Below are 23,058 nucleotides of genomic sequence, written 5' to 3' on the forward strand. Positions count from 1 at the left end.
CTCGCGTCAGAACAGGTCGGGAATGCTGGTGAAGGCAATGCGGGTGGGCGCGGCGGCCCTGGCCAAGAGCATGCTTGCGGGGAAGAGAGTATCGGTGCCGTATTTGAGGTTGAGCTCATCCATGGTGGCGGAGAGGCGGGAGCGGCGGGATTCCGTTTCAAGGCTGGAAAACAGATTGAGGGTGTGCAGTTGATCGGGCACCAGATTTCCCAGCCATACGCCCACAAAAAAGGGCTTGGCATACAGCTCGCCCGTGGGCAGATGTGCCCAAAGCTTGGAGAGGGTTTCCACGAGAGTCTGATTATCCTGGCACTCGACGACGGTCATGCTGCGCGACCAGCCGCTTTGGGGAATGCCCGAGTAGTGGCGTTTTTTTGCAGTGTCTTTGGGCACAACAAATTTTACTGACAGCGTTACATTGCTTGCCCACAGGTTGGCCGCGCGCAAACGCATGGCTGCCTTGTGCAGCAGCTTGTGGGCGATGGCATAGGAGCCGTCCCGGGAGCGGAACTCCGGTGGCAGCATGTGGCTCTGACTGATCGATTTCTGATGCTCAAGCGTGGGATCGTTGAAGTCGTCACCGCGGAGCCAGTGCCAGAGTTTTTCTCCGCCGATGCCTCCCCAGACGTCGTTGAGCTCTTCGCGGTCGAGAGCGAGCAGTTGCGTCATGGTTCGAATGCCGCGGAGATGGAGGTGCTTTTCCATCCGCGCGCCGATGCCGGGAAGTGCGCGCAGATCGAGGCTTTCGAGTGCCGGTTTCAGGATGTCCGGGGTGAGAGCGACGAGGCCATCGGGCTTGTCCATATCCGAGGCGATCTTCGCGAGATAGCGGTTTGTGGCGAGCCCAACGGAGCAGTGGAGGGTGCTGCCCACCTTCTGCCTGATTGTCTCTTTGACGCGGCGTGCCAGGTCGAGAGCGGCTACTAAGGGCTGTTCGCGACCCATGAGGCTACAGGCCATTTCATCGATGGACATGACGGTCGAGACGGGCACGCAGCTTTCGACGGCTTCGACAATCTTATTGTGGTATTCGACGTACATCTTGTGGTCGGCTTCCACCAGTTCGATACCGGGGCAAAGGCGCTTGGCCTCGCCCACCTGGGTGCCGGTTTTTACGCCGAAAGCCTTGGCTTCATAGCTGGCGGCGATGCAGCAGGTGGTATCGGCCATAACGGGAACGACGGCGACGGGCCGGTTGCGCAGCTCGGGGTGAAGCTCCTGTTCGACGGAGGCGAAGTAGGAGTTCAGGTCCAGGAAGAGCCAGCGAAGGCGAGGTTCGGAGGCGAAACGGGGTTGGGTGACGGAAGTCACGGCGATTATTCGTATTTTATTCGCCTTCGAGAGGTTCCGGTAAACGAAAAAAGAAGAAATGACATCTTAGATTTTGTTTCGCGCTGTTGGCTGCTGAGCCGATAAGGGCATCATGCAGCCAATTTCACACGATTTTGCTTTCTAGCCTTGAAATACGGTGAGATGATGAAGGTGCCTGGTACAGCCATCCACCCCGACATGGCGCAGAAGAAGAAGTGGAGCTGAATATGTGGTTCCTGAAAATGAGCGATCTGTTGAGCCATTTGTCGCATATGAGCGATTTTTTGCCTGCGATCCTGGTGACGATCGGCGCTGGGATGTTAATTGGGTGCGCGGTGGGATGTGTGTGCACTCCCTGCGAAGAGAAGGACGATCTTTTTCACAAAGAAGTCTATTGAGCTCTCGCAGTCGCACGGCTGAAAGATCGGCGACTCTTGCCCTGTTACGTACTCATCTACTGCCATCGTCTGTCTCTTCTATAATCCGACTTCATGGAGACATCGAAGTCCGCGATACGCGCTGAATCTCTGGACGAATTAGAACGCCGCAACCGCCTGGCAGAAGAGGGCGGCGGACTGGAGCGTCGCGAACGCCAGCATCGCGAAGGCAAGCTGTCAGCGCGCGAACGCATCTCTCTGCTGCTGGATGAAGGCAGCTTCGAAGAAACCGACAAACTGGTTACGCATCGCTGCACCGATTTCGGGATGGAGCAGAAGCGCATTCCCGGCGACGGCTTTGTGACCGGATATGGGCGCATTGACGGCCGCACTGTTTTTGTTTTCGCGCAGGATTTCACTGTCTTCGGCGGCTCGCTCTCCGAGTCGAATGCTGCGAAGATCGTCAAGCTGATGGATATGGCGGTGCGGGTCGGCTCGCCGATCATTGGGCTGAATGATTCGGGTGGCGCGCGCATTCAGGAGGGCGTGGTGTCTCTAGCAGGGTACGCGGATATCTTCCTGCGGAATACTCTTGCGAGCGGCGTTGTTCCGCAGATATCGGCGGTGCTTGGACCGTGCGCGGGTGGCGCGGTGTATTCGCCGGCTATTACCGATTTCACGCTGATGGTGGATAAGACTTCGTACATGTTCGTGACCGGGCCTGACGTGATCAAGACGGTGACGCACGAGGAAGTGACGAAGGAGCAGCTGGGCGGCGCTGCCACTCACAATGAAATCTCAGGTGTGGCGCACTTTATGGCGCATGATGATGCGGAATGCCTGGCGATGATTCGCGAGCTGTTCAGCTTTCTGCCATCGAACAATGTCGATGATCCGCCGAGGCGGGCATGCTCCGATCCTGTGGATCGAGCGGATGCGGAGCTGGACACGCTGGTGCCTGCGGAATCGAATCAGCCGTACGACATCAAGCTGGTGATCGAGCGGCTGGTGGATGACGGGTATTTTTTTGAAGTCCACGAGCACTTTGCTCGGAATATTGTGATTGGGTTTGCGCGCATGAATGGGCGTCCGGTGGGCATTGTTGCCAACCAACCGGCGTTTCTTGCCGGGGTGCTCGACATTGACGCGAGCGTGAAGGCTGCGCGCTTTGTTCGCTTTTGCGATGCGTTCAATATTCCGCTGATTACTCTCGAAGATGTGCCGGGCTTTCTGCCGGGAACGCAGCAGGAGTATGGCGGCATTATTCGCCATGGAGCGAAGCTGCTCTATGCCTTTGCCGAAGCAACGGTGCCGAAGCTCACGGTGATTACGCGCAAGGCTTATGGCGGCGCTTATTGCGTGATGAGCTCGAAGCATATTCGCACGGATCTGAATCTTGCATGGCCTACGGCAGAGATTGCGGTGATGGGGCCGGAAGGCGCGGTGAATATCGTCTATGGGCGGGAGCTGTCGCAGGTGGTTGCAGAGGCGGAACGCAATGACGGGCCGCTGAGCGAAGAACGTAAGCAGGCATTGCTGGCAGCTGCGCGGGCGGAAAAGGTTCACGAATTCCGCGAGCAGTTTGCCAATCCCTACATTGCTGCCGAGCGCGGGTACGTCGATGCCGTGATCCCGCCGCGTGAGACGCGCCGGAGGCTGATTACCGCGCTTGAAATGCTGGACGGCAAGCGAGATAAAAATCCACCGAAGAAGCATGGGAATATTCCGCTATGAACGACGCCATCAGTACAGAAACGGCAGAGCACTACACGTGGGGCACGGTCTGCGACGGCTGGCATTTTGTGCGCTCTGAAGATTTAAGCGTGATCGAAGAACGTATGCCGCCGGGAACGGAAGAACAGCGGCACTGGCATCAACGCTCGCGCCAGTTCTTTTACGTTCTGGAGGGTGAGTTCACCATGCAGTTCGACGAGCATGCGACTGTGCTGAAGTCAGGGCAGGGAATTGAGATTGCTCCCGGCACGCCGCATCAGGCGAAGAATGCATCGGGCGCGGACGTGCGTTTTCTGGTTGTTTCGCAGCCACGCAGCCACGGTGACCGGTTGGTTTAAGAGGTTTTAGCGTGCGCGGTGCGCCGGGCAGAACTCGCTGCGCCTGCGGCTGTAAAAGTAGTAGATGCAAAGCCCGATCGCCAGCCAAACGAAAAAGCGCAGCCAGGTCATGATCGGGAGACCGGCCATGAGCAGGATGCAGAAGAAGATGCTCAGTACCGGAAGGACCGGGCCGCCGGGGCAGCGGAAGCTGCGGTGCCGGTGCGGGTCTTTGTAGCGCAGAATCAGCACGCCGGTTGATACGAGCACGAATGCGAAAAGTGTTCCGATGTTCGAGAGATCGGAGAAGGTTCCGATATCGAGCAGGCCTGCTGGAAGTCCTACAACAAATCCCGCTACCCAGGTCGAGATCGCGGGCGTCCGATACTTAGGGTGCACCTTTGAAAATACTGACGGCAGAAGCCGGTCGCGCGACATGGCAAACCAGACGCGCGCCTGTCCGATCTGGAAGACGAGGATCGAAGAGATCATTCCCAGAAGTGCGCCGATGAGTACAGCGAGCCGCACCCAGTGCAGCGTCTCTCCGCCATGAGAGAGAGAGAGTTTTTTAAGAGTATTGACCACCGGCGCGGCATCGCCCACCAACTGATCCCACTTGATGAGTCCCGTCAGCACCACGGCTACGCCGATGTAAAGAATGGTGCAGACAATCAATGTCGCAATAATGCCGATCGGGACGTCACGCTGAGGATTTTTACATTCCTCGGCAGCCGTCGAAACCGAGTCGAAGCCAATGTAGGTAAAGAAAATAATCGAGCCGCCGGTGAGCACGCCCGACCATCCGTGCGGGTAGAACGGATGCCAGTTCGATGAATGGATAAAGTGGGTCCCGAAGGCGACAAAGATCAAAATGGCTGCGATCTTCAGCAGCACCATAATGTTGTTGGTTTCCGCCGATTCCCGGATACCGCGCACCAGCACTACCGTCAGCAGCATGACGATCAGGAATGCCGGGAAGTTGAAGCCGAAGTGCCAGCCGGATGCGTACAACATGTTGCCCTGCAGGTCCTGCAAACCTGACGGCAGATACGCCGGAGAGATCCATTGCAGGGCGGGATGAATGCCCAGCCAGTCCAGCAGATCTACGACGTGTGCCGCGAAGCCGACGGACACCGCCATATTCGAGAAGGCGTATTCCAGGATTAAATCCCAACCGATGATCCAGGCAATCAGCTCGCCCAGGGTTGCATAGGTATAGGTGTATGCCGATCCGGCAATGGGAATCATCGAAGCCAGCTCGGCATAGCAGAGCCCGGTAAACGCGCAGACGATAGCCACCAGCACGAGCGATAACGCCAGCGCCGGTCCAGCTCCTGGACGACCGACTAAAGCCGTGTGATGGATCAAATAATCCAGCACAGGCGTGTTCAGGATCGACGAGGTATCGAACTTTTCGCCCGCAATGGCAGTGCCGATTACAGTAAAAATACCTGAGCCGATCACAGCGCCAATGCCCAGCGCTGTCAGCGACCACGGACCAAGCGTCTTTTTGAGGCTGTGCTCAGGCGCTTCCGAATCGCTGATAAGTTTGTCGATCGATTTTCTGGCGAAGACTTGGTACGACAGGTTCCTGGCTCCTGCAGACTTGATGAGGGGAGTGTAGCCGCTCAGGGCCTCTTCGGCGAAGCAAAATCGCCGAAGAGGCCCTTCAAATCGCCTTTAGCGCTTGCTCGCGCCGCGTACCAGTTTCTTGATCTTCTGTTTGTTCGAGCCACGCGGAGTGGTCCGCTTTGCCTTCGGTGCCGCCTTCTTGCGGGCTGTACGCTTTACCTTCTTGCGTTCTTCGGTGCTTTCAATCTTCTTTGTGTTTGCCATTGTTCTCCTTCAATCCCTTGTCGTCCTCGAACCATTCGCATCGCGACTTGTCATCCTGAGCGGAGCAATGCGAAGTCGAAGGACCTACTTTTTTCTTTTTGATCGGCAGGCGTTTACAGCCGCTCCAGCTGGGCAAACTTCTCCACCAGCTTTTTCACACCGAACCTTGTAAATTGTACCGTGATCTTGGCATCTTCACCGTCTCCCTCGCGCCGAAAGACCACGCCCTCGCCATATTTTGGATGTCGAACTCTCTGACCGCTTTTGAATCCAACCGCGCCCTTCGGTTCCGGTACGTCAATCTTAGGTCGCGACGAACCTGCGCCGCGCCCGCTAAAAAACTGCGCGATGTTATCGAGCGATTCGCCGCCGCCCTTTTTTATCGAGCTTCGGGCTGGTAAATTCCCGTTCCGTTGCGCGCGGGCAGGCCGCTGATCTTCATCTTCATAGCTGTAGTGATGGCCCGTCTCAAAGCCATCGTCATACTCGCGCCGCTGAAAGCGCGATGGCTGCTGTGTGTAAGCCGCCGCATAGCCGCCCCAACTCGAAGAAGTTCGCGTCCCGCCGCTCAAGTCTTCAAGCAGCGCCGAAGGTACCTCTTCGAGAAACCGCGAAGGCAGGGAAGCCTCCGGCATATCGTTTCCATAGCGCCTGCGATACCGCGCCCGCGTCAGCACCAGGATATCCATGGCGCGCGTCATGCCGACGTAGGCCAGCCGCCGCTCTTCTTCCATCTGCTCCGGATCGTTGAGCGTCCGCGAATGCGGAAACAATCCCTCTTCAAGCCCGGCCAGCAGCACGAGTGGGAATTCCAGCCCCTTTGCCGCGTGCAGTGTCATCAGCGTGACGCGCGAATTGGCGTCGTACTTGTCCGTATCGCTGACGAGTGCAGCATGGTCGAGAAACTCATCCAGTGTCTCGCCGCGCTCCTGCGCATCCTGCGCTGCGTTTGCCAGTTCCTTGAGGTTTTCGATGCGGGAGAAAGCTTCCGGTGTTCCTTCTTCTTCGAGGGCGCGAATGTATCCGCTGCGGTCATTGATGAAGCGAATCAGCTCCGGCAAGGTCGCAGCATCGCCCGGTGCACGGAAACCGGGCACGGCTTCCGGCTCCTCTTTCTTCACCTCAGGAGTTACAGGCGGTGTTTTCTTTGCAGGCTCGTCCGCAAACGGATTGAAATCCGAAGCGTCGAAGGCTACATCCTCGTCTGAGAAGGCGAATCCATGCTGCTCGTCGTTGCCGAAATCGAAGCTGGTGTCGTCGTCTTCAGAAGCAGCGGCCTCTATCTCAAACGATGTATCTTCGACTGGTGCTACATCCGCGGCCAACTTCTCCGCAAAGCCCGGAGCCAACATCGCACGCGCATCTTCGATCAGCTTGCGAAATGAATCGAGCGCGATACAGGCCCGCGTGGGCAGCAGTCTCTCGCTCAGGACCTTTCCGATTGCATTCCAGGTGCTCGATCCGGTTTCGAGGGCGATGCGTTCGAGAGTTTCAAGTGTGGTTTTGCCGATGCCACGCGCTGGAACATTGATGACCCGCTGCAATGCAATCGAGTCATTGGGATTCTGCACCAGTTTCAGATAGCTGAGCAGGTCTTTGATTTCAGACCGGTCGTAGAAGGAAAACCCGCCGACCATGGTGTAGCTGATTCCGTATCGGCGCAGCGCTTCTTCAATCAAGCGCGACTGCGAGTTCGTTCGGTAGAGCACCGCCACGCGCACATCTTCGTGCTCTGAGCCAGCCTTGCGCAGATATTTCTGGATGTAATCGGCGACGAAGAGCGCCTCGTTCTCGCCATCCGGAGCTTCATAATATCCAATCAGCGAGCCGCCTTCGCGCTCCGTCCAGAGGTGCTTGCCCTTGCGCTGCGAATTGCGCGCGACGACAGCGCCCGCCGCCTCGAGAATCACCTGCGTCGAACGATAGTTCTGTTCGAGGCGAATCACTTGTGCGTTCGGGAAATCCTTCTCGAACTCGAGAATGTTGCGGATATCCGCGCCGCGCCACGAATAGATGCTCTGATCCTCATCGCCGACGACGCAGACATTCTTGTTTTCGCCTGCCAGAAGTTTCATCAGCTCGTACTGCGGCCGGTTTGTATCCTGATATTCGTCGATCAGCAGGTAACGGTAGCGGCGGTAATAGCGCTCGCGTACTTCGGCGGAAGACTTGAGTAACCGGACTGCCTCGAGAAGAAGATCATCGAAATCGAGCGCGTTGTTTTTCCGCAGCTCTTTACGATAGGCCTCGAAGATGTGGGCGACCTTCTCGCTCATCGGATCCGAGGACTGCAGGTAATACTCCTGCGGGTCGATCATGTGGTTCTTGGCCCATGAAATTTTCGACAGCACCACGCGCGGCGTCAGCTGCTTGTCGTCGAGGCCCATGCGCCGCATGATCTGCTTGACCAGCGACTGCTGGTCGCTCTCGTCATAGATGGCGAAGGTTTTGGTCAGCCCTTCATTGCCGATGCGTAGCGCCTCGATATCGCGCCGCAGCATGCGCACGCAGAACGAGTGAAAAGTCGCAATCAATGGCTTTGCCAGCGTCGAGTGCCCGATTAATTTGTCGACACGCTCGGCCATCTCGGCAGAAGCTTTATTGGTAAACGTCACGGCGAGGATCGAATCCGGCGCAACTCCCCGCTCCTGAATGAGATACGCGATGCGATGCGTAATGACGCGCGTCTTCCCCGATCCGGCGCCAGCCAGAATCAGCACGGGGCCATCAACGGATTCGACCCCAGCCCGCTGCGGTGGGTTTAATTTGTCCAGTAAATGCTGCAAAACAGAAATTCTCTCGGTAGGCGTTCTAGCTCTAGTGTATCGCTATTTGGTAATCTATAAAGTTCATATTCCTTACTAAAAAGTAAGGAATATGGTTATGATTAAGGATAGAAGAAGAAGCTATGGCATCATCCACCATTACATCTAAAGGACAGATCACAATTCCTATCGAAGTAAGGACCAATCTGGGCGTAGGCGTCGGGGATCGCATTGAGTTTGTCTTTAATAAAGCAACCGGGCACTATGAAATGATCCCGGCCACCGTTTCCATACAGTCGCTCAAAGGCATTCTTCCAAAACGGAAGAAGCCCGTTACGATCAGCGAGATGAATGAAGCAATTGCGGAGCGGGGAGCGTCCGCTCGGTGATAGGTCTCGATACGAACGTGCTTGTGCGCTATTTTGCTCAAGATGATCCGGTCCAGTCGTCCAAGGCTACTACCCTGATAGGATCGCTTACGCCCGAGGATCCCGGCTTTGTCGCTATCCCCTCGGTAGTCGAATTGGTGTGGGTACTCGCGCGCGCCTATCAGTCCGACCGTATCTTTATCATCCATATTCTGGAGGAACTACTGCGGGCGAAGGAAATCATCGTTGAGCAATCGCCCTTAATGTGGCAAGCTCTGCACTTGTACAAAGTTTCGAAAGCAGATTTCGCCGATTGTTTAATCGAGCGCTCCTGCCAGATTGCAGGCTGTCACTACACGGTAACCTTCGACGCTATTGCGGCAAAAACTGCGGGCATGCGGCTGATTAAGTAAACTTTCATTGATGCCCAAACCCATCCAGCCAAGTATCTGCGTTTTTTGCGGCTCAGCCGACGGAGCCGACCCAGCCTACGCCCAGACCGCAAGAGAACTAGGCGAGCGTATAGCCGCGGCAGGCATGGGACTCGTTTACGGCGGAGCCACAGTCGGTCTCATGGGAATTGTTGCCGAAGCCTCTATTGGTGGCGGAGCGGAGGTGATCGGCGTGATGCCCGAAGTGTTGATGGATCGAGAGATCGCACATCGCCGCATCACGCATTTCCACGTAGTTACGACCATGCATGAGCGCAAAGCCCTCATGTACGATCACGCTGATGCCTTTGTCGCGCTTCCCGGCGGCTACGGTACGCTCGACGAATTCATGGAGATCGTCACATGGGCCCAGCTTAAGATCCATCAGAAGCCCTGCATCCTCATCAACACCAGCGGCTACTACGATAGCTTTCTCGCCTTCCTGGATCACGCGGTAACGCAAGGCTTCCTCAAACCGGAGAACCGCAAGCTGGTTCGGGTAGCGGCAGATGCAGAAACAGCTCTGGCTATCGCTCGAAGCTATTGGGAGACGCAGCGGATCGAGCCGTCTCATGACGAGTCATTCGACAATCTCATCCGATAGCTGCACGCTGTTCAAAATCTTCTTTATCTATAAATCCAAAACTTCAGAGCTGCCGTACAAACTACAGATGAAGTAGGTCCGTTCTGGACCGCGCTCCGTCACGGGAGCCCCTGTTCGAGCAGTACGCTCAAGACTCCACTCATAAAGTCGCCGTACTTCTCCGCCCACTTGTCCGGCGATCGCCGGCATTGGGCTGACTGTTGTTCCACCCTTTCAAGGAGGAATCATGAAACAGGAAGAATCGCAAAAAACTGACGACATTGTTGAGATCGTTGAAAGAGTTCTCAACCGCCGTTCGTTTGTCAAAGGTGCCGGAGTTACAGGAGCTGGTCTGATTGGCGCCACTTTTCTCGGCGCCAAAACAGGCATGCTGGATAAAATACCCGGGGCTCACGCGGTCGGTCTCCATTCAACTTCGGTCGAGGCGGCGTCGATCACCGATGCTGACATCCTCAACTTCGCGCTCAATCTGGAATATCTTGAAGCCGAGTTCTATACCGTCGCAACTACCGGCAAGACGATTGAACAAATCGGTATCGGAACTGGCGGCGTGGGAGAACCTGGGCCTACGAGCGGCGGCAAACGTGTTCATTTTGAACGGGACAGAGGTGACTGGCACTGGTCTGGTGATGAAGTGTCTGGCCGGCTGCATGCCATCGCGGAGGAAATTGCATACGATGAACAGCAGCACGTTATCCTTTTGCGCTCAGCACTCGGATCTGCGGCGATTGCCAAGCCTGCCATCAATCTCGACGCCTTGGGGATTGGCTTCGATACCTTCCAGCAGTTCCTTGTCCTTGCCCGCGCATTTGAGGACACGGGTGTTTCTGCCTACGGTGGGGCAGCTCCGCTCATCACCAGCAAGGCTTATCTGGCAACCGCAGCGCGCATCGCCTTAACCGAGGCTTTGCACTCTGCAAACCTGCGTCTCCTTATCGCCGAAAATCACGTCAAGACTTCACCGCTCGATAGTCTCGACATTCTTCCACCGCCCTCGGGCAAACAGTATTTTGAAGTAGACAAGCAGGCATTGGCGGTCGTCCGCACGACCAGCCAGGTGCTGGCAATTGCCTATGCAAGCAGCGCACCGGGAACCTCCAAGGGCGGCTTCTTTCCCAATGGAGTCAATGGCAACATCAACACCGTGTAGCCGGACGGTTCCACGTATACCTGAGTATGCTGGGTGGCCCATCCTTCGCACAGCGAGGGATGGCGCCCGGCCAGCATATAAGTTCATTCACGGCAGGTCGTCGGAATTTGCTCCGGCTTGGCGGCGAGTGAAGAGGATGATCGTTGCCGAATTATTGTCGGCACTCCGCACAAACGCAATGCCGTCGCAGATAGTCCCATGAGTAGATCCCGCTCTGGTGCCCATCGTTCCAGTGGAAGCTGATGGCGTACCGACCTACTGGCGTCACTGAATCAGGCCGCGCCGGAGCCTGATACATTGGCAGCAAAGTTTCAGGTTTTGCTTTTGCCTCGCCCGGTTTGCGTCCCGACTTCTGTCGTTCCTCATGGCACGTTGCGCAGGGACACGCAAGCCGCAGCCAGGCAAAACTCCACTGGCTGCGGTGACCGTCCTTCCAGTCGATCTCCATGCCGGAGCCACCCGTTTTGTCTACCCGGACTTTGGACGGAGTCTTCGCATCCGCAGAAAGCTCGCGCTCTGCGGCCTTCGCCTGCCGCGCTTCTTCCTCGGTAACGAAGCGAATCCCTTCGTGGCTCATCTCTTCCAGTGTATCGCCTGAGCAGCTCTTCTAGCCTTGTCTCCAAAAGAAGTAAGCAGCCATGCCCAGCCCCAGGCAGACTACTACCCACCGCATTAGACGAGCATCGAGACGGCGCGAGAAACGTGCGCCAAAATATCCGCCGATCGCAGCCGTCACCATCATCAGGAGACAATGCTGCCATAGCACCTGCTTCTCCACGATGAAGACGATCACGGCGACGCCGTTTGCCAGCGTGGTCGTAACCACCTTGAGCGCATTGATCTGGTTGATATTCTCGATTCCGAAAATCGCCAAAAGCGAAATGATCAGGAAGCCGGCACCTGCACCGAAGTAGCCAATGTAAAAACAAACCACGATCATGCCGAGAAACAACGGAAGATGTGACGGAGGGCTTTGCTCCGCAGTCTTGCCACGACTGCGTGCCTGCAACCAGCGGGAAATCGGCGTACTCAAGGCGAAGAGTAAAGCAGCCATCAGCAACAGCCAGGGAACAAGACGCAGGAACGTATTTTGCTCGGTCCGCAGCAGCACCAGGCCGCCGGCAACGCCGCCGATGGCCGCCGCAATGCAGAGCGGCAGCAACAGGCCCAGGTTATGTTTCAGGTCTTCAAAATAGGCAGCAATCGAAGTGAATTGCCCAGGCCAAAGGGCTACTGTATTGGTTGCGTTTGCCTGAATCGGCAAAACGCCTATGTTCAGCAGAGCGGGAAAGGACAGAAACGATCCTCCGCCGGCCATTGCGTTCAGTGCTCCTGCAATCAGTGATGCGGTCAGAAGCCACGCACCGCGTCCGTCCCAATGAAAGTGCATGTTCATTCGATTCTATTGCGCAAGCCAAGATTCTCTCACGCAAGATGCAGTTCAGGTGTGGCTGCGATCAGAGTCTGCGTATATTCATTGCGGGCCGTGTTGCATACTTCACTGCTGGTGCCGAATTCCACCAGTCTTCCACGGCGCAGCACCGCAATATTTGTCGAGAGATACCGGACCAGCGGCATCGAGTGCGAGATGAAGAGATATGTCAGCTGAAACTCACGCTGGAGATCACGCAGCAGGTTCACAATCTGTGCGCCCACGCTCACGTCGAGCGCCGAAACCGGCTCGTCCAGAACTAGTAACTCCGGCCGCAGAGCCAGAGCACGCGCGATGTTGATGCGCTGTCGCTGGCCGCCGGAAAATTCATGCGGATATCGATCGAGTGCAGACTCGTCGAGCCCCACAGCGCGTAGTAACTCGGAGCACTTCGTCTTCAATTCTTTCCGGACCGCGGCACGGTGGATCACCAGCGGCTCCGCTACGATCTCGCCCACACGCATGCGCGGATTCAGGGCTGCAAAAGGGTCCTGGAAGACGGGCTGCATACGGCGGCGCATTCCACGCAGCTGACGCTGGGGCACATTGTTCACGGGCCGTCCGTCGAAGGTCACGTTGCCGGAAGTGGGTTCGATCAGCCCAAGTACCATGCGCGAAATTGTGCTCTTGCCGGAGCCCGATTCGCCAACGAGTCCAAGCGTTTCACCCCGTTCGATGACAAACGAGACGTCGTCGACGACAAGCGCATGCGAACTGCGCAGCCCGTCGCGCCGCGGATAGCTCTTCGAGAGGTGACTTACTTGAACAAGCGGCATAGGTCGATTCTTGCACTAAAGCTTCGGATGCAGCTTTTGAAATCCTGTCGCATCCTGATATGCCCTGGCAAATGCGCACAGCTTCGCGTCCTGATAATGGCCGCCGAGAAAGGTAAGGCTCACAGGAGTTCCCGGTCCGCCGATGGAGTCGTCATCGCCTGTATCAATCTTCGGGGGCGTTGGCGCATCGTCTCCGCGAATTCCATTCGGCACAATCACAGCTGGGTGTCCGGTAAGATTCGTGACTACCAGCTGTTCGCTATTGGTGGAGGCCACGATGACATCCACCTGATCGAAGAGCTTCGACACTTCGCGAATCGCCAGCGTGCGGGCGCGGTTCGCCTGAATGTATTCCACGGCGGGATAGAAACGCGCGATGCGAAAATCATTTGGCCAGTCTTCCGGGCTCTGCTCGGTCAGCAACTTGTCGCGTCCGGTCATGGTGAGCTCATCGAAAGCTGCCGCCGCCTCAGCGGTCAGCAGGGGAGTCATTGCACCATACGGAAGATCGGGCAATGTCACCGGAACTAGATTCACGCCCATGCCGCGCAGCTTATCGAGAGCGGCCAGATCATAACGGCGGTCGTACTCGCGACGCGCGCGTGCAGCCATCCGCTCTCGCTCCTGTTTCTCGCGCTTCTTCTTTTCCTCATCGGTCAGAGGAGCGGATTGCTTTTCTTCGTGCTTAGGCTCTTCTTTCTCGGCTTCGAACTCTTTAGCGATGTAGCCCACGCGCAGCGACTTCCAATCAAATTCCGCGTCCCAATTGAAGGCGGCATTGCGTACGGATTGATCCTCATCGTCGGGACCGTAGATCGCTTCGAGTACGATGGCGCAGTCTTCTACTGCGCGACAGATAGGCCCGAGTTTGTCCATCGTCCAGCTGAGTGCCATTGCCCCGGTGCGGGGAACGAAGCCGAAGGTGGGACGCAGTCCAGTGGTGCCGCATCGTGTGGAAGGCGAAGAGATGGAGCCCAAAGTCTCTGAGCCGATGGCAAAGGCTACGCAGCCGGAAGCCGTTGTCGATGCCGAGCCGGCTGACGAACCGCTGGAGCCCTGCTTCAGGTTCCACGGATTGCGCGTACGACCACCGAACCATTTGTCCCCCATTGCCAATGCGCCGAGCGTTGTCTTAGCCACCAGCACTGCGCCCGCGGCATCGAGTCGCTTGACCACAGTCGCGTCTTCGTTAAAGCTCTGCTTCTCGAATCCGCCGGCGCCCCACGTTGTCGGATAGCCCTTCACCGATAACAGGTCTTTCGCTCCCCAGGGCAGCCCATGCAGGGGTCCGCGATATTTTCCTGCGGCAATGTCAGCGTCGGCTTCCTTTGCGTGTGCCAGTGCGCGCTCTTCAGTAATGGTAACGACGAAATGCAGCAGTGGATCGTAGCGCTTGAGGCGCGCAATGTACATCTCGGTGAAATCCACCGAAGAGACTTTCTTTCTCCGTACCAGGTCGCCCAGTTCCACCACAGAAGCAAAGGCCAGTTCTTCAAGATTCGAAGGCGCGGTCGCGATTGCGGGGGCTTTGCTATAACGTGGCTCGTGTTTTTCGGTGTTGATCTTTGCGCCCGGCGGCAGGGGATTGAAGATATAGGCCGGTGGCACGTTGTTCGGTATGTTTAGTTTGCGAATCGCCGCATAAGATGCACGCTGGTCGTTTAAGCCATCGATCATCATCTGCTTCTGGTCCGGAGCAATCGTCACTCCGGCCAGTTCTGCAGCCGCGTCTATCATCGCGGGTGTGATTTTTGCTCTTGCTCCATCAGCAGTCTTTTCCTGCGCGGCCAGCGTATACAGCGCACCAGGGAAAAGCGTGGATGCCAGGCCAAAACGGCTGCAGGTAAACAGAAATGCTCGGCGGTCTAATGGCATAGTGGGACAGTTGCCTCCGAAATCTGGGTTGAAATGGCAGTATACCGACCACGGACCGAAAACGGCCTTCAGGAGGTAAGACGATTCGATGAGATTGGGCGCATCTGCCAGAGCGTCGCATCGCTCACGGCCCGTCCCGGATCGAGGATCGTCAACAACGTCCGATCCGGCTCCAGATCGTATACCCGGCTGGTGTGCGCGATTCTGTCGTTCACCATCACCTCGACAACCGAGCCATCGAGATAGAGAGAGAGCTTCATCTCCCCTTGGGATACGGAGACGCCAACCTCCTTGGCGTTGAATGTTAAGGCGCCGCTTGTCGCATCAAGCTGAAAATGAGCTGCGGGTTTCGCTTCCGTCCCGAGAACAATGTGCACCGGTCCGTGCAACGGCTGAACCTGCATATTCAGCGAAGCGCTCAAGCCCTTTACCGGCCACGCTATCCGATTCTTCCTCGCCTGCCATCGTACGGGTTCGCCCGCTCGCAGGTCTTCAACTTTTGGGAGCACCCGCATCTCCAGTTGCCCGCTCGCATTCACTCGCAGCACGCGCGGCAAAGACATCATCCCCGCCCATCCCGCGCTCGCATATTCAGCTTCCGGCCTTGTCTCCCGCAGCCATCCCCATAGAATCCGGTTGCCGTCCTTATCCACCATCGACTTTGGTGCGTAATATACCTGCGGCCCGTAATCCAGTTCGCCCTTTTGCTCGCCCGTAAATCTCTTCGCTTCCGCGTCGTAGGTGCCAACCTCCCAGAAGACCGTGCCCTCAGTCGAATAAAGCAGCACATGCTTTCCATCGAGCGCAAAAAAGTCCGGACACTCCCACATCTCTCCGCTGCCCACCGGATCGGTGTGCTTACCGTTCCATTTGCCCTCGGCCAGCGGATGCAGATATTCCCAGCGTCGCAAGTTATGTGAGCGATACAGCAATACGCAACCGCCTTTGTTACGTATTCCTGAGCCTACACCCACATACCATGTGTCTCCCTCACGCCACGGACATGGATCGCGAAAGCCGGTAATATCCATCCCCGGTGGAGGCGCAGGAATTACCGGCTTCGCCAGCTTCTTCCACGTTTTCAGTTCGGGATCATGCGACACAGCCAGGCACTGCGATTCGCGCAAAGGATTTCGCTCATCCTTGATCGTCGCCTCTGCCAGCGGCGCGCGCTTCACACCCGTGTAGATAAATGTAGGCGCGCCTTTGTAAACAATAGCGCTGCCGCTGAAGCAGCCTTCCTCGTCCGGCCCGCCCTTCGTCGGCGACAGCGCTATCGGCAGATGCTGCCAGTGCACCATGTCCGGACTCACCGCATGCGCCCAGTGCATATCGCCCCACACCGCCGCGTGCGGATTGTACTGGCAGAACATGTGATATTTACCCTTCCAGTAAATTGGCCCATTCGGATCATTCATCCAGTTGCGTGCAGGCAATAAATGAAACTGGGGCCGGTTGGTATCCATCGCCAGATCCGCACCAGCGGCAAACGCGCTGCGCCGCAACATCGATGCAGCCGCCACATCGGCGCATCCCTGCATAAACTCTCTGCGTGAAACTTCTTTGGTCATCGGCAGAAGTATATGCCCGCGCACGGCGCTATCCTCAACTCATGAGCGAGATTCTTTTCCGCAAAGCGAATGAAGGCGACCTTCCGGCAATTCTGAGGCTGTATGCCGGTGGCGGCATCACAGATGACGAGTCCTTCACTCTGGATGAAGCGCGCCAGCATTTTCAGCTCTTCAAAAGCTATCCATCCTTCCGCATCTTCGTCGCGCTGATTGACGACGTCATCGTCGGCACCTATGAATTGCTGATTATGGACAACCTCGCCAAGCGCGGCAAAAAATCGGGAGTTGTTGAAGACGTAGCAGTCGATCCCGCGTATCAGGGCCGCGGCATCGGTCGCGCCATGATGGAGCACGCGCGCGACGAATGCCGCAAAGCCGGATGCTATAAATTCACTCTCTCGAGTAATCTCAAACGCGAAGCAGCGCACCGCTTTTACGATGCGCTGGGATTCGAGCGCCACGGCTACAGCTTTCTTACGAAGCTATGAGGCCGCATCATGTCGGTTCCGCTGCGGCACGCAGGCCGTCAAAATATTCTTCTATCTCCTCTGAATAGTCGTCTTCTTCCGGCGGAAGAGGCATGCCATGCGCGACCAGAGATTTCGCGCAGGCGAGCCAGTTGCCCGTTGCGAACTCTTCTGCGTTGTTGTTCGATGCGTAGCCGAGGGTGCCCCTGGCATTGCCACCAAAGCCATGTTTCTGCTGCCAGTCCGCGCCATGGCTGAGCAGGAATTCCGTCATATCGGCATCCCCGCGAAAGACAGCGAGATTGAGCGCTGAGGCATTCCAGTCGCCACCGCGTGCCTGGATCGGCCACCCTGCCTCCACCATCGTTTTCACGGCTGCAAAGTTTCCTTGTGCGGCCAGATTCGGTAGCTGTTTCAGCTGCTTTTCCGAGAGCTTTTGTACTATATCCGGCATTTCAGCTAGCAGCCGTTTCGCTTCGTTGCTGTCGCCACGCGCGCACGCCGCAACAAATGCATCTTCTCGTGAAAGCGTGGCGTCGGTTTCAGAGGTACGGAGCATCTGGGCCACTTCAGGTAGTCCATACGAAAGAGCAAATCGATACGGTGTCTGGCCATCTGCGTTCACTGCGTTTTTATCTGCTCCGGCATCGAGCAGCATTTGAATATGCTCGATCGAGCGGCCTCGCTTGATGGCATGGAAGATGGGGAAGTCCGAAGCGCCGGGGTGTCCGGCATTGCCTCCGTGGGCAAGCAGCAGCCTCAGGCCTTCCGGTCTGTCGTAATCCAGCGCATGACCGACAGCGTTTGTGCCATCGACTTTCGCTCCGGCTTCCAACAGCAGCCGCGTGCAGGTTAGATCGCTGCTCTCCATCGAGTGATAGAGCGATTCGTTGTCATTCGGATTCGCCCCACGCTCCAACAGAAGGCGCGTCATACCGGCGTGGTGATTCTGTCCCGCCGCGCCGAACAGAGCACTCAACGGCCAGTCAGGGTAGTCCGGGTTGGTCCATGACTGATTGGGATTCGCGCCATGATCGAGCAACAATTTGGCGCAACGCAGCAAGGCGTCTGCGAATGCGTCATCTCTAACCAGGCTTGAATGCGTAACCGCTACCAGAGGAGGCCTCTGCAGAGGACCACCCGCTGCATGCACCCATGCAGGATCGATGGCGAGCTTGCGGCGCAGCAGATCTTCATTTCCTGTTGCGCATGCAAGGTTAGGATCGTCGCCAAGCAGATCGGGACGGTCGTGAAGCATGCGGATCGCCAACTGTGGCCTCGGCGCATCGTAGCCTGCGCCATAAACGAGTTTGAGCCATCGCAGCACGGCTTCTTCCTGGCTTAATCGTGCAAGGGTCTTCTGTTCGACATGAGCTTTTAGCGCGGTCCACGATGCGAACCCGTATTTGCGTGCAATACAGGATTGAGCGTCATGCAACCGAGGCTGCTCAATGGACAAAGCGGATGGGAGAGATTCACGAATTCGATGTACTGCGGTGAGATCGTTTTCTTTGCAGGCGCGCAGCAGCTGCTTGGCTTGTTTTTTAAGGTGAGAAAGGTCAGGAACTTCGGGAAGTTGTTTCATGTTGCCTCCATGCGTGGTCATGCCGATGGCCCGCAATCCGGCTGCATAAAGGCTTTTAACCTTTGGTGAATTGGCAAGTGGGTTCAACCCTTCCCGCGGGCCCGGAGGCGTCCTGCAACGCCAAAAGAATTGTAGCGAAAATGAGTGGATCAATCGAATTTCCGGCTTGATTTATTACCGTCGACGATTTCCGCGCCCGTTGGACACATCGCCAGTAGAGGGCAGGCAGCGCAGTGCTTTTCAAAATCAATTTTGGTACACCGCACTTGGCCGTGCCGCTTCACAAGGCTGTGATGCTCGTCCAGCATCGCCGGAGTCCAGGAAACAGGCGCCATCTGCAGAAGCCGTCGCTCGGTCTCGTCTGCAGTCACGCTTTGCGGCACGAGGTGCAGGCGTTTCGCAATGCGATCATGATGTGAATCTACAGCAATGGCGCGACCGCGAATCGTGCTGAAGTTTACGACCGAAGCGCTGGTCTTTGCGCCTACGCCTTCGAAGGATTCCAGCCAGCGGCGAATGCGCTCTTCGCTATGGCCATGCAGAAAATCAAGATTCAGCTTACCGCCGTTCTGGCGGGTAATGCGCCGCAATGCCTTTTGCAGGGCGGGAGCTTTCTTTTCCGGAAACTTAACAACAGCGATTGTCTCCAACACATCTTGTTCGGGCGCATCGCGCACCTGTTTCCAGGTAGCAAAACGTTTTTCAAGTGCGTACAACGCTTCATGGGAAACCTCTGTTTTGGTACGTGATGAAAGCATGGAATACACAAGCTGACGCAAAGGGGGCCAGCATTCACGCTGTGGCGGAGGTCCGTAGGCGGCCAGCAATGCCTGATGCAGCTCTTCAAGCCGCGTGTCCTGAAAAAGAAAAGGACTCACAATATCTATGTTATGACCTTTTCAATCTGGAACAAGATGGGGTCATTAGTGTTGTCATAAAAAGAAAAGAGCGGCCATGGCCGCTCTTTTCTGATTCAAACACAAAGCTGCGCTTAGATATCCAGGTTCTTTACATCGAGCGCGTTGTCTTCGATGAACTTGCGCCGTGCTTCGACATCTTCGCCCATCAGTGTGGTGAAGATCGTCTCGGTTTCGGCGATGTCTTCAAGTTTCACGGTGAGCAGCGTGCGGTGCTCGGGGTCCATCGTCGTCTCCCAGAGTTGGGTCGCAGTCATCTCGCCCAGACCCTTATAGCGCTGTACCTGGTATTCGCGCCGGCCCTGCTCGATGACGTACTCGAACAGCTCCTGCGGGGTGTGTTTTTCAACCGGTTCATGAGAAGCGCGGCCTACGCGCTTGGGAGCAGGCTTGCCCGCTTCGATCTCGCCCGTGGTCTCGCCTTCCGTCTCTTCCGGATCGGGCTCGGTAGTCGCTGCCGTCTTGCTCGCATATTCGATCAGGAACGGCGGTTCCAGCGCGTCTTTAATCTGCGAGTACTTGGCCAGCATCTGCCGTGTCTCCGGAGCTGAGGCGTAGGTCCAGTCGATTTTGCGCTCTGCGCCCTGCGCATCGTGGAAAATCAGCGACCAGGTCTGATGCTCTTCGTCGTGGACTGGCTGATCGACGCCCTTGAACTGATATTTCTTCTCGATCTTCTTGAGTTCGCCGTGCAACTCGGTGAGCTTCGCCGGAACGCTTGCGCCGTCGCCTTCAAAGTCGGAGCGTTTCGCAGGCTCTTTGCCTTCGTGCGCGAAGAGTTTCGCAAAGAGGCCGGTCACCTCGTCGTTGCGCATCCGCTTGTTCACCTTATCGAAGAAACCGATGTAGTCGTTCAGATGACCCATGAACTTGGTCAAAGCCGCGCCTTCGAGCTTGGTGGCGTTCTCACCGTGGCGGACAATCATGCCATCCGAGGCACGCTTGACCATAACCTTCACGAACTCGCGGTCGTCCTTGATGTACTGCTCGAACTTGCCCTTCTTGATGCGATAAAGCGGCGGCTGCGCAATGTAGACATGCCCGCGCTTGATCAGCTCCTGCATGTGGCGGAAGAAGAAGGTCAGCAGCAGGGTACGAATGTGCGAACCGTCGACGTCGGCGTCGGTCATCAGGATGATCTTGCCGTAGCGCAGCTTGGCCGGATCGAAATCTTCCTTGCCAATGCCGGTGCCGAGCGCCGTAATCATGGCGCGGATTTCTTCGTGGCCCAGCATCTTGTCGTAGCGGGCCTTCTCGACATTGAGAATTTTACCTTTGAGGGGAAGGATCGCCTGGAAGCGGCGGTCACGTCCCTGCTTGGCAGTTCCGCCTGCGGATTCACCCTCGACCAGATAGAGCTCGCAGCGTTCTGGCCGGCGTTCGCTGCAATCGGCCAGCTTGCCCGGCAGTCCGCCGCCGTCGAGCGCGCCCTTGCGGCGAGTGAGATCACGCGCCTTGCGCGCTGCCTCGCGTGCGCGAGCCGCGTCAATCGCCTTATTGATGATCTTGCGGGCGACCTGAGGGTTCTGCTCGAGGAACATGCCCAGCTTCTCGTTTACGAGCGCCTGTACGGTTCCCGCGATATCGGAGTTCAGCTTGCCCTTGGTCTGGCCTTCAAACTGCGGCTGCGACAGCTTTACGCTGATGACGGCAACCAGCCCTTCGCGGACATCGTCTCCGGAGAGGTTTTCCTTCACGTCCTTGAAGAGGCCCATCTGCTGGCCTGCGGCGTTGATGGTGCGCGTCAGCGCCGTCTTGAAGCCGGAGAGGTGCGTGCCACCATCGACGGTGTTGATGTTGTTGGCGAAGGTGAAAACCGTCTCCGAGTAAGCATCGTTGTACTGGATGGCGATTTCCATATCGACGCCGTCGCGCATTGCTTCCATCACAATCGGCTTGTCGTGGAGAATCTGCTTGCCCTTGTTGATGTGCTTGATGAACTCGGCGATACCGCCTGCATATTTGAAGTCGGCGCGCTTCGCTTCACCCGTCTTTGCGTCGGTAGTGCGCTCGTCGGTAAGCGAGATCTCAAGGCCCTTGTTCAGGAAGGCTAGTTCACGCAGCCGCTGCGCCAGCGTGTCGTAGTTGTATTCGAGAACGGTAAAGATGCTCTTGTCCGGCAGGAAGTGGACCTTGGTGCCGCGCTTCTTCGAGGTGCCTGTCTGCCGCAGCTTCGATACCGGGATACCGCGCTCGTAATCCTGCTCGTAGGTGTGGTTGTCGCGCCAGATTTCGACATCGAACTCTTCGCTCAACGCGTTGACGCAGGAGACACCGACGCCGTGCAGACCACCGGAAACCTTGTAGTTGGACGAATCGAATTTACCGCCGGCATGCAGCTTGGTCAGGACCACCTGCACTGCAGCCATTTTCTCGCCCGTAGGCAGCGTCATGTCATCGACAGGGATGCCACGGCCATCGTCGACCACGGTAATCGAGTTATCAACATGGATGACGACTTCAATCCTTTTCGCGTGCCCTGCCAGCGCTTCATCGACCGAATTGTCGACTACTTCATAGACCAGGTGGTGCAGCCCCATCTCGCCGGTCGAGCCGATGTACATGGCGGGGCGCAGCCGAACGGCCTCCAGACCTTCCAAAATTTTGATGTTGTCGCCGGTGTATCCGTTTTTCTGGCCATTTGGTTCAGGGGAGGAATCCAGCTCTGCGAGGGAAGTTGTTGAAACGGCAAGCTCTTTAGTGGACATGAAACTCCGGCAAGGCAAAGCCTTCAATCGCCGCTCAGCCGGACCGGCTGGAAATTGGACTAACAGATTGATAGCGAAGAGGTTTTTGCCCTGATTCTCTTGTCAATTATAGCATGCCGGAGGGGTATTTTTGAGTATCTTCCAGGGGCGAAAAAGGCCGCATTTTGGGCGCATTTCGATGCAAAAAACGCACCAAATACGCCCTTTTTCAGTAGTAAAGATACTTCCGCCACTTCTGGTCGCTGTGGCCGATCATCCGCATGATGTGACGGCTGGTGTGGAGGGTAAATGGACGGGGTTCCCTGAGCAGTTTCATGTCCTGTAACTCGTGCAATAACTGGTTTCCTTTACGCCGGTTACAGCTGTGGCAGCAGGCGACGAGGTTTTCCCAGGTGGAGAGGCCGCCGCGGGAGCGTGGGATGACGTGGTCGAGCGTCAGTTCACCCGCCGGGAGCACAACGCCGCAATATTGGCAGCTGTTGCGGTCACGCAGCAGGATATTTTTTCGCGACAAGGCCCGCGTCTGATGGGGAATTCGGCGGTATTCGAGCAGACGGATCACCGATGGCATGGGCATGCGGACACGGGCGGCGTGCAGCGTGGCTCCCTGCTCTTCCTCGGTCTTGGCGACGCCTTTGAGGACCAGCACCAGAGCGCGGCGTGCTCCACAGATGTTAATGGGTTCATAGGAGGCGTTCAGGACCAGCACTGGCGCCTGCAGGGTTGTCGCGATCTGCGGCCGCACATTTTCGCGCGGGACGGCGGTGTGCTTCTGTTTGCGTGCGTGAATCATGGCTCTTCCCAATGACATCTCTCCCCCAAATCTCGATCAAA

General features: G+C 56.8%; 20 protein-coding genes. 7 read left to right on the forward strand and 13 right to left on the reverse strand.

Annotation, left to right across the window (positions count from 1 at the left end):
- Positions 1 to 6: 6 nt before the first annotated feature.
- Positions 7 to 1,311 (reverse strand): DNA polymerase, encoded by a 1,305-nt coding sequence (locus GSQ86_RS16260; protein WP_254062439.1) that lies wholly within the window; start codon positions 1,309 to 1,311, stop codon positions 7 to 9.
- A 491-nt stretch (positions 1,312 to 1,802) separates the two neighbouring features.
- Between GSQ86_RS16260 and GSQ86_RS16265 the strand changes: the two genes are divergently transcribed.
- Both GSQ86_RS16265 and GSQ86_RS16270 read left to right on the forward strand, forming a co-directional pair.
- Positions 1,803 to 3,422: an acyl-CoA carboxylase subunit beta gene (locus GSQ86_RS16265; RefSeq protein ID WP_158750987.1), complete on the forward strand. Its 1,620-nt coding sequence runs from the start codon at positions 1,803 to 1,805 to the stop codon at positions 3,420 to 3,422.
- Complete coding sequence (locus GSQ86_RS16270; protein WP_158750988.1) at positions 3,419 to 3,760, forward strand: cupin domain-containing protein; 342 nt, start codon at positions 3,419 to 3,421, stop codon at positions 3,758 to 3,760. The genes GSQ86_RS16265 and GSQ86_RS16270 overlap by 4 nt, the downstream gene beginning before the upstream one ends.
- Positions 3,761 to 3,766: 6 nt before the next feature.
- Here the strand turns inward: GSQ86_RS16270 and GSQ86_RS16275 are convergent, their stop codons facing one another.
- The 3 genes from GSQ86_RS16275 to GSQ86_RS16280 all read right to left on the reverse strand — a co-directional run bounded on the left by GSQ86_RS16275 (position 3,767) and on the right by GSQ86_RS16280 (position 8,361).
- Complete coding sequence (locus GSQ86_RS16275; RefSeq protein ID WP_305782167.1) at positions 3,767 to 5,284, reverse strand: amino acid permease; 1,518 nt, start codon at positions 5,282 to 5,284, stop codon at positions 3,767 to 3,769.
- 135 nt (positions 5,285 to 5,419) lie between these two features.
- Complete coding sequence (locus GSQ86_RS22865) at positions 5,420 to 5,575, reverse strand: hypothetical protein (protein WP_174239986.1); 156 nt, start codon at positions 5,573 to 5,575, stop codon at positions 5,420 to 5,422.
- A 113-nt stretch (positions 5,576 to 5,688) separates the two neighbouring features.
- Positions 5,689 to 8,361, reverse strand: a complete 2,673-nt coding sequence (locus GSQ86_RS16280; RefSeq protein WP_158750989.1) for an ATP-dependent helicase — start codon at positions 8,359 to 8,361, stop codon at positions 5,689 to 5,691.
- Between the two features lie 122 nt (positions 8,362 to 8,483).
- Here GSQ86_RS16280 and GSQ86_RS16285 point away from each other — a divergent pair, with 122 nt between their 5' ends.
- From GSQ86_RS16285 to GSQ86_RS16300, 4 genes are all read left to right on the forward strand, one after another.
- On the forward strand, positions 8,484 to 8,729 hold the full coding sequence (locus GSQ86_RS16285) for an AbrB/MazE/SpoVT family DNA-binding domain-containing protein (protein ID WP_158750990.1): 246 nt from the start codon (positions 8,484 to 8,486) through the stop codon (positions 8,727 to 8,729).
- On the forward strand, positions 8,726 to 9,121 hold the full coding sequence (locus GSQ86_RS16290) for a PIN domain-containing protein (protein WP_158750991.1): 396 nt from the start codon (positions 8,726 to 8,728) through the stop codon (positions 9,119 to 9,121). The genes GSQ86_RS16285 and GSQ86_RS16290 overlap by 4 nt, the downstream gene beginning before the upstream one ends.
- A gap of 10 nt (positions 9,122 to 9,131) precedes the next feature.
- Positions 9,132 to 9,743 carry a TIGR00730 family Rossman fold protein gene (locus GSQ86_RS16295; protein WP_158750992.1) on the forward strand — a complete coding sequence of 204 codons (612 nt, stop codon included), beginning with the start codon at positions 9,132 to 9,134 and terminating at the stop codon, positions 9,741 to 9,743.
- Positions 9,744 to 9,969: 226 nt separating this feature from the next.
- Positions 9,970 to 10,893: a ferritin-like domain-containing protein gene (locus tag GSQ86_RS16300; protein ID WP_158750993.1), complete on the forward strand. Its 924-nt coding sequence runs from the start codon at positions 9,970 to 9,972 to the stop codon at positions 10,891 to 10,893.
- Between the two features lie 151 nt (positions 10,894 to 11,044).
- Here GSQ86_RS16300 and GSQ86_RS16305 read toward each other — a convergent pair whose 3' ends face one another.
- The 5 genes from GSQ86_RS16305 to GSQ86_RS16325 all read right to left on the reverse strand — a co-directional run bounded on the left by GSQ86_RS16305 (position 11,045) and on the right by GSQ86_RS16325 (position 16,571).
- On the reverse strand, positions 11,045 to 11,470 hold the full coding sequence (locus tag GSQ86_RS16305; protein ID WP_158750994.1) for a gamma-butyrobetaine hydroxylase-like domain-containing protein: 426 nt from the start codon (positions 11,468 to 11,470) through the stop codon (positions 11,045 to 11,047).
- Positions 11,471 to 11,500: 30 nt separating this feature from the next.
- The gene (locus tag GSQ86_RS16310; RefSeq protein WP_254062440.1) at positions 11,501 to 12,289 is read right to left on the reverse strand and encodes a sulfite exporter TauE/SafE family protein; all 789 of its coding nucleotides are present in this window, start codon (positions 12,287 to 12,289) and stop codon (positions 11,501 to 11,503) included.
- 29 nt (positions 12,290 to 12,318) lie between these two features.
- Positions 12,319 to 13,101, reverse strand: a complete 783-nt coding sequence (locus GSQ86_RS16315; protein ID WP_158750996.1) for an ATP-binding cassette domain-containing protein — start codon at positions 13,099 to 13,101, stop codon at positions 12,319 to 12,321.
- Between the two features lie 15 nt (positions 13,102 to 13,116).
- Entirely contained in the window at positions 13,117 to 14,976 is a 1,860-nt protein-coding gene (locus GSQ86_RS16320) for an amidase (protein ID WP_158750997.1), read from the reverse strand.
- A gap of 68 nt (positions 14,977 to 15,044) precedes the next feature.
- On the reverse strand, positions 15,045 to 16,571 hold the full coding sequence (locus tag GSQ86_RS16325; protein ID WP_158750998.1) for a glycoside hydrolase family 32 protein: 1,527 nt from the start codon (positions 16,569 to 16,571) through the stop codon (positions 15,045 to 15,047).
- A 17-nt stretch (positions 16,572 to 16,588) separates the two neighbouring features.
- On the opposite strand from GSQ86_RS16325, the gene GSQ86_RS16330 reads away from it, so the two are divergent.
- Positions 16,589 to 17,035 carry a GNAT family N-acetyltransferase gene (locus GSQ86_RS16330; protein WP_158750999.1) on the forward strand — a complete coding sequence of 149 codons (447 nt, stop codon included), beginning with the start codon at positions 16,589 to 16,591 and terminating at the stop codon, positions 17,033 to 17,035.
- A gap of 7 nt (positions 17,036 to 17,042) precedes the next feature.
- Here the strand turns inward: GSQ86_RS16330 and GSQ86_RS16335 are convergent, their stop codons facing one another.
- The 4 genes from GSQ86_RS16335 to GSQ86_RS16350 all read right to left on the reverse strand — a co-directional run bounded on the left by GSQ86_RS16335 (position 17,043) and on the right by GSQ86_RS16350 (position 23,035).
- Complete coding sequence (locus GSQ86_RS16335; protein WP_158751000.1) at positions 17,043 to 18,599, reverse strand: ankyrin repeat domain-containing protein; 1,557 nt, start codon at positions 18,597 to 18,599, stop codon at positions 17,043 to 17,045.
- Positions 18,600 to 18,748: 149 nt separating this feature from the next.
- The gene (gene nth, locus GSQ86_RS16340) at positions 18,749 to 19,477 is read right to left on the reverse strand and encodes an endonuclease III (RefSeq protein ID WP_254062441.1); all 729 of its coding nucleotides are present in this window, start codon (positions 19,475 to 19,477) and stop codon (positions 18,749 to 18,751) included.
- A gap of 113 nt (positions 19,478 to 19,590) precedes the next feature.
- Positions 19,591 to 22,224 (reverse strand): DNA topoisomerase (ATP-hydrolyzing) subunit B, encoded by a 2,634-nt coding sequence (gene gyrB / locus GSQ86_RS16345; protein ID WP_158751001.1) that lies wholly within the window; start codon positions 22,222 to 22,224, stop codon positions 19,591 to 19,593.
- Between the two features lie 208 nt (positions 22,225 to 22,432).
- Positions 22,433 to 23,035 (reverse strand): HNH endonuclease, encoded by a 603-nt coding sequence (locus tag GSQ86_RS16350; protein WP_216841189.1) that lies wholly within the window; start codon positions 23,033 to 23,035, stop codon positions 22,433 to 22,435.
- Between the last annotated feature and the right edge of the window lie 23 nt (positions 23,036 to 23,058).

Source organism: Acidobacterium sp. S8 (assembly GCF_009765985.1).
In the GTDB taxonomy this organism is placed as follows: Bacteria; Acidobacteriota; Terriglobia; order Terriglobales; family Acidobacteriaceae; genus Alloacidobacterium.

Bases quoted from the DNA above. Each gene is read 5' to 3' on its own strand.
- GSQ86_RS16310 (WP_254062440.1), bottom strand. From the start codon at position 12,289: ATGAACATGCACTTTCATTGGGACGGACGCGGTGCGTGGCTTCTGACC.
- GSQ86_RS16350 (WP_216841189.1), bottom strand. From the start codon at position 23,035: ATGTCATTGGGAAGAGCCATGATTCACGCACGCAAACAGAAGCACACC.
- GSQ86_RS16300 (WP_158750993.1), top strand. From the start codon at position 9,970: ATGAAACAGGAAGAATCGCAAAAAACTGACGACATTGTTGAGATCGTT.
- GSQ86_RS16305 (WP_158750994.1), bottom strand. From the start codon at position 11,470: ATGAGCCACGAAGGGATTCGCTTCGTTACCGAGGAAGAAGCGCGGCAG.
- GSQ86_RS16335 (WP_158751000.1), bottom strand. From the start codon at position 18,599: ATGAAACAACTTCCCGAAGTTCCTGACCTTTCTCACCTTAAAAAACAA.
- GSQ86_RS16295 (WP_158750992.1), top strand. From the start codon at position 9,132: ATGCCCAAACCCATCCAGCCAAGTATCTGCGTTTTTTGCGGCTCAGCC.
- GSQ86_RS22865 (WP_174239986.1), bottom strand. From the start codon at position 5,575: ATGGCAAACACAAAGAAGATTGAAAGCACCGAAGAACGCAAGAAGGTA.
- GSQ86_RS16270 (WP_158750988.1), top strand. From the start codon at position 3,419: ATGAACGACGCCATCAGTACAGAAACGGCAGAGCACTACACGTGGGGC.
- GSQ86_RS16265 (WP_158750987.1), top strand. From the start codon at position 1,803: ATGGAGACATCGAAGTCCGCGATACGCGCTGAATCTCTGGACGAATTA.
- GSQ86_RS16320 (WP_158750997.1), bottom strand. From the start codon at position 14,976: ATGCCATTAGACCGCCGAGCATTTCTGTTTACCTGCAGCCGTTTTGGC.
- gyrB (WP_158751001.1), bottom strand. From the start codon at position 22,224: ATGTCCACTAAAGAGCTTGCCGTTTCAACAACTTCCCTCGCAGAGCTG.
- GSQ86_RS16330 (WP_158750999.1), top strand. From the start codon at position 16,589: ATGAGCGAGATTCTTTTCCGCAAAGCGAATGAAGGCGACCTTCCGGCA.
- GSQ86_RS16285 (WP_158750990.1), top strand. From the start codon at position 8,484: ATGGCATCATCCACCATTACATCTAAAGGACAGATCACAATTCCTATC.
- GSQ86_RS16315 (WP_158750996.1), bottom strand. From the start codon at position 13,101: ATGCCGCTTGTTCAAGTAAGTCACCTCTCGAAGAGCTATCCGCGGCGC.